Below are 6,000 nucleotides of genomic sequence, written 5' to 3'. Positions count from 1 at the left end.
GTTGGCGGACGACAGGCCCGTCGACGTGGAGGTCGACAGTGAGGTAACCGAACTGTTGGCCGAGCTAATGCCGGTGGACAGCGAGTTGATACCGGTCGAGGTCGACGTGGACAGCGAACCGATCGAGCTGTTAGCCGACGAAAGCCCCGTCGACGTGGAAGTCGAGAGCGAAGTGACCGAGCTGTTGGCCGAGCTAATGCCGGTGGACAGCGAGTTGATGCCGGTCGACGTCGACGTCGACAGCGAACCGATCGAGCTGTTGGCCGACGACAAGCCCGTCGACGTGGAAGTCGACAGCGAAGTGACCGAGCTGTTGGCCGAGCTGATGCCGGTAGACAGCGAGTTGATACCGGTCGACGTCGACGTGGACAGCGAACCGATCGAGCTGTTGGCCGACGACAAGCCCGTCGACGTGGAAGTCGACAGCGAAGTGACCGAGCTGTTGGCGGAACTGATGCCGGTAGACAGCGAGTTGATACCGGTCGACGTCGACGTGGACAGCGAACCGATCGAGCTATTGGCCGACGACAAGCCCGTCGACGTGGAAGTCGACAGCGAAGTGACCGAGCTGTTGGCGGAACTGATGCCGGTGGACAACGAGTTGATACCGGTCGAGGTCGACGTGGACAGCGAACCGATCGAGCTGTTGGCGGACGACAAGCCCGTCGACGTGGAAGTCGACAGCGACGTGATCGAGCTGTTGGCCGACGACAGACCCGTCGACGTGGAAGTCGACAGCGAGGTAACCGAGCTGTTGGCCGAGCTGATGCCGGTGGACAGCGAACCGATCGAGCTGTTGGCGGACGACAAACCCGTCGACGTGGACGTCGAGAGCGAAGTGATGGAGCTGTTCGCGGACGACAGGCCGGTCGAGGTCGATGTGGACAACGACTTGATCGAGCTGTTGGCGGACGACAAGCCCGTCGACGTGGAAGTCGACAGCGAGCCGACCGAGCTGTTGGCCGAGCTGATACCGGTGGACAGCGAGTTGATGCCGGTCGAGGTCGACGTAGACAGCGAGCCGATCGAGCTATTGGCCGAGCTGATACCAGTGGACAGCGAGTTGATACCAGTCGAGGTCGACGTGGACAGCGAACCGATCGAGCTATTGGCCGACGACAGACCCGTCGACGTGGAGGTCGACAGCGAACCGATCGAGCTATTCGCCGACGAAAGCCCCGTCGACGTCGACGTCGACAGGCTCGTGATGTTCGACGTCGTCGTGCTCGCCACGGCGTAGAGCTGGCTGCCGTTGATCGCGTCGGTGCTGGTCGCGCTGACGAGGCCTGCCGCGACGTTCTGGATGCGGCGTTCCGCATTCGGTTGGCCGACGCTGACGATGCCGCCCGTAGGCGTCCCGGCCTGATAAGTGCCGAACGACTGACCACCGATCGTGGTGCTGTTGACGGCAGTGCTGCCGCCGGACGTCGTCGTCAGCGCACTGTTCGTCACGGAGCTGCTGCCGAGTGCGACCGAATTCGCGACGTTCGCGGTCGAGCCGACGCCGATGGCGATGGCGTTGGTGGTCGATGCAGTGGCGCTTTGCGCGAATGCAACGGAACCCGAACCCGACGCGGTCGCGTTCGAGCCGAAGGCAGTCGCATAGGAGTTCGACGCCACGGCGGCCGAGCCGACAGCCACGGCGCCGGAGCTGCCGCTGGCCGTCGAGCCGTTACCGAGTGCAAGTGCGTCCGTGCCGGTCGCTACCGTGGTGGCCGTGAAGCTGCCGACCGTACCCATCGCGATCGAACCCAGGCCCGACGACGTGGCCGAATTGCCGATCGCGACCGAGCCGTTCGTGCCGGTGGCCGATGCCCCGCGGCCGACTGCGACGGACGTATTGTTCGCGGTGGCGTTGGTGCCGAAAGCGATGGAATCGGTGCCGGTCGCCGTCGCGTTCGAGCCAATTGCGTTCGCGCCACTGGCGGACGCATTCGAGAACCGGCCGAGCGCGATCGAGTTGGTGCCCGACGCCACTGCGCCGCCCGTGCCCGAGCTGTTGCCGCCGCCGATTGCGATCGCGCTCTGGCCCGATGCCGTGGTGTCGTTGCCGACTGCGGTCGCGCCCGTGTTCAGCGCCTTCGCGCCGGAGCCGATACCGATCGCGCTGGCGCCGGTCGCCGTCGTGGCCTGGCCGAAAGCCTGGGAATAATTACCCGCAGCCGTCGCGTTCGCGCCGATCGCGATCGACGTTGCGCCGCTGGCCGTCGTCGTGCTGCTGTTGTTACCGCCGATCGCGATCGCCTGTGCGCCAGTCGCACTCACGCCACCGCCGCCATTGCCCGCGGCATATTGCGCGTGCGCGACGCCCGCCCCCGCCACGAGCACAGCGGCCGCGACGGCCTTCACGACAGCCGACTTGTTCGGCTTGCCCCGTGCCGAATCGTGTTCGGACGCAGCGACCCAGGCGCCGAGGGCTTCGTTCCAGATCGAGCGGTATGTGCGGTTCATGTCCTGCTACCTCCAAATGTGCACGCCACACACCGGTCTCTTTCGTTAGAGGAATACTCCGTGCGCTCGCGCGAATCTCAAAATTGATGGGCGGAGTTTATTGGAGGAGGTTTTTTTAGATTGATAAAAAGTGATAAATAGCGGGTTTGGAAAGTTAAAGGATGGTTAATACATCGCGTTTTGATGTATCAATGAAGAATGAATTTGAAAGATGTAAGAATGTATGGTGTAGGATTTTAGTTGCCAGCCCGGATGTCAATAATTTGCATAAAAATCAGCATGTTACGATGATTTTGTGCGGTAGGTTACACATGAAAACGGCCTAAACGTAAGACAAATGAAATAGCAAACGTTTGCGGCTTGAGCGTTTCTTTCTTGATTGTAATATTTCGGAGTGTGCTGGTGGATAATGTGGTTTCCATCTTGTTAATTTGTTAATTCAGAATTTGAAGATGGATTTCATGTTGATTTATCCGATTATCTATAAATCAATTTAATTCGAAATATCGAACATCAGGCTGTGCTGATTTGCGCATCTCGTTCGCTGAGATGGCCCGCGTGACGGGCGTTCCGGGCCGGTTGGCTCGTCGAATTTGTAAAAAAGTGCTACAGGGCATTGGACGGGGCCGTCATCATTCATCTTTCGAATTTGTCCTATTGACTATTTCGGTGATGTTGTCAGTCTGGCGGGATTCGAAGATGGGGCGAACCCGTCCGCGAGGCGTTACCCGCTTCAGTTTTGCGCGTGCTGGCGACAGGTTGTTAAAGACGCTGGCCGGGGTCGGCGGCGACGTTCCCGAATCGTCAAATCTTGGGTGTGACAATTTGTCCGCGCGCCCCGAAGCGCCGCGAAAAAAGGGCGGGAGTAAGTGTGTCGGGTGCGCCACATCCGGCAGGCGGATGCCTGTCAGTGAGGTTCCACACCGCATGCGATGTGGCGACTTCGAGTGGGCCGCGGGCCAAGGGGGGGGGCCCGCCATGCGAGTGCGACGAACGCGCCTCGAGGTTCGAACGGGACTCGGAACTCGGGTCACGGGAACAGAACGGATGCGTCGATCGGTGCGTACCGCGCTATTGCGCGCCCGGATGCGGGCGATGCGATTTCGAGCGGCCAGCTTCGGTCGGCATTCAGCCGGCGCCGGCGATTCGATCGCCGAGGGGCGTTGCCCCGGTGCTCGACCGGGTCACTCGGCCACCGGCCACCGGCCACTGGCCACCCGGCCACCCGGCCACCGGCCACCGGCCACCGGCCACCGGCCACCGGCCACCCGGCCACCCGGCCACCCGGCCACCCGGCCACCCGGCCACCCGGCCACCCGGCCACCCGGCAACCGGCAACCGGCCACCGGCAACCGGCCACCCGGCCACCCGGCAACCGGGCCATTGCCCGGAGCACTCGCCTTACTTCTTGAGAAACCGCAGCGCGAGCCGCGCCATGCGTGGCACGAACATCGGACGCAACAGGCGCTTGTCGTAGCCGGCCATCCGCCGATCGTTCTCGGCGAGGCACAGTGCGATCAGCTCGCGTGGGTTCAACGCTTCGCCGATGTCGGCGGTGTTCGTCGCCGGGAAGTTCGCGTCGTGCGCGACGCCGTCGGTGTCGATGCCGCGCGCGATGCTGATGCGGTCCCGGATCAAATGCACCCATACGGCCGCGACCCGCGCGAAGAACCAGGGCCGGCGCCACCACGGCAGGCTGCGCCAGTACCACGCGTACCAGTTCACAAAGAACAGGATGTGGCGGCCTTCTTCCTGGATCACGGGCTCGAAGGTGTCGACGAGTTCGGGCGGGAAATAGCCAGAGCGCTGCGCGGAGCGGAACAGGCCGAATGCGAAGAAGCTGTCGATGCATTCGCTGAAGCCGGTCATCATCCACGACCACTCGGGGTCCTTCGGTGCCGGGTAGGGCGGCTCGGGGGCGAGCCGGATGCCGTATGCCTCGACGAGCTTCGACAGCACGACCTTGTGGCGCGCTTCCTCGCCGCCGTCCATCTCGAGCGCGCGGCGCAGCAGCGGATCGCCGATCGACTCCGCGTAGGTTGCCACGCGGATCGATGCGCGACCCTCGGTCTGCACCGCGATGTCCCAGATCGGCAGCGACGTGAGCCGCTTGAGTTCGTCGGGTTTGAGCGCCGGCCAGTCGATCACGGCCGGCTTGTACGGGTTGTGTGTGTCGAGCAGCATGCGGCAGAACATCTGCATGTGCGCATCGGAACCGATCCGGACCGGACCTTGCCTCTCGAAGGTCCAGTTGCGCATTGCGTGATCTGCGGCTGCGTGCTGTTCCTGCAGCGTGTCACTCATGGCTATTGTTGTGCGATTACGGACCGAAAGATTTTTGCATAGCTTCCGTAAACGCGTATTTTCGAGCGGCCATGTGCACGCCGGCCAGGCGTGCGTCACGCGTGCGTGTCGACCCAGAGGCGGCCCCAGCGGGACGCGTAGGCAAGCGCGTGCTCTTCCTCGAAGAAGAAATCGATCGCGTCGAATGAAACCGAGCGCGGCGACGGGCCGCTGCTCGCCTTCGCGATCGTCAGGTTGGCGGCGAACAGCCCGTTCGGTAACCGGGCGGCAGCGGGGGCGACTTCGTAGCCCTTGTAGCGGATCGTACGGTTCATGGCGTGCGCGGAGAAAGTTCGGAGATTCAGCGTACGAAAACCCGCCTGCCGCGTGAACCAATCTTTCGGCCAATGCAAATCACGCGGCGGGCCGAATCGTTATCGGCGCGGGGCGCGGCGCGCAGGGAAAGGGCAACCGGGGAGAGGTGTCGGCGTGTACGGCGCGTGGCCGCTCGTCCGAACGCGCACCGCCCGCGCCGGGGAACCAGGTCGGCCGGGCGCGGGCGGTGGAAGGCGGGGAAATTACTGGTTGGCGATCTTCAGCACGGGCGCGAGCGCATCGACCGATGCCGCATGCGCGGCCGCGCGATGCGATGCGAACGCGAGCGCGAACTCGGCCGCTTGCGCGCCGACCGTCTCGAGCTGGGCCACAACCTTCGGATCCGAGCAGCTGTCGGCGCTGTCGAAGCGCGTTTCGAGCGTGTTCACGGTCGCGCCGAACGGCGTCGGCCAGCCGCGTAGCGCATGCACGATCGAACGCAGCGACGTCAGCACGGTGCCGGCTGCCTGCCAGCCATACGCGGTGACGATCAGGCCGACCGCGCGTCCGTCGAGATAGGGGCGATCATCCGCACGCAGTTCCTCGAGCGTGTCGAGTGCGTTCTTGACGAGGCCGGAGACGCCGCCGTGATAGCCGGGCGTCGCGATGATGATCGCGTCGGCCTGGCGCACGGCGTCGATCAGTTCGCGCTGCGCGTCGGTCAGCGTTTTGTGTTCAGGGGCGTAGTGCGGCAGCGTATGCAGGAACGGGCCGTCGAACAGGCGCGTGCGTGCGCCGGCCGCCTGCGCGCCGCGCAGTGCGAACGACAGCGCGCGTTCGGTCGACGACGCTGCCCGGGTGGTACCGCCAATGCCGACGACGAACGGGCGGCGGTGTTGATCGAATGCAGTCAAGGGGCGCTCCTTGGGGATGGCTTGCCCGGCTAAGCAC

The 6,000-nt window shown here is 63.9% G+C and carries 4 protein-coding genes; all 4 read right to left on the bottom strand.

From position 1 onward, the window contains the following. The coding region (locus HAV18_RS36435; RefSeq protein WP_279573968.1) for an ESPR-type extended signal peptide-containing protein at nucleotides 1-2,451 on the bottom strand (2,451 nt) is incomplete at its 3' end. Between the two features lie 1,401 nt (nucleotides 2,452-3,852). Further along, nucleotides 3,853-4,755, bottom strand: a complete 903-nt coding sequence (locus tag HAV18_RS36430) for a ferritin-like domain-containing protein (RefSeq protein ID WP_166965465.1) — start codon at nucleotides 4,753-4,755, stop codon at nucleotides 3,853-3,855. A 95-nt stretch (nucleotides 4,756-4,850) separates the two neighbouring features. Next, nucleotides 4,851-5,069 carry a hypothetical protein gene (locus HAV18_RS36425; protein WP_021157097.1) on the bottom strand — a complete coding sequence of 73 codons (219 nt, stop codon included), beginning with the start codon at nucleotides 5,067-5,069 and terminating at the stop codon, nucleotides 4,851-4,853. Between the two features lie 243 nt (nucleotides 5,070-5,312). Next, complete coding sequence (locus HAV18_RS36420) at nucleotides 5,313-5,963, bottom strand: NADPH-dependent FMN reductase (RefSeq protein ID WP_166965463.1); 651 nt, start codon at nucleotides 5,961-5,963, stop codon at nucleotides 5,313-5,315. Between the last annotated feature and the right edge of the window lie 37 nt (nucleotides 5,964-6,000).

Origin of the sequence: Burkholderia sp. D-99, assembly GCF_011605345.1 — a bacterium.
GTDB lineage: Bacteria > Pseudomonadota > Gammaproteobacteria > Burkholderiales > Burkholderiaceae > Burkholderia.
The sequence above is the reverse complement of the archived record's forward strand: the minus strand, read 5'-3'. Positions and strand labels throughout refer to the sequence as shown.

Bases quoted from the DNA above. Each gene is read 5' to 3' on its own strand.
- HAV18_RS36425 (WP_021157097.1), bottom strand. From the start codon at position 5,069: ATGAACCGTACGATCCGCTACAAGGGCTACGAAGTCGCCCCCGCTGCC.
- HAV18_RS36430 (WP_166965465.1), bottom strand. From the start codon at position 4,755: ATGAGTGACACGCTGCAGGAACAGCACGCAGCCGCAGATCACGCAATG.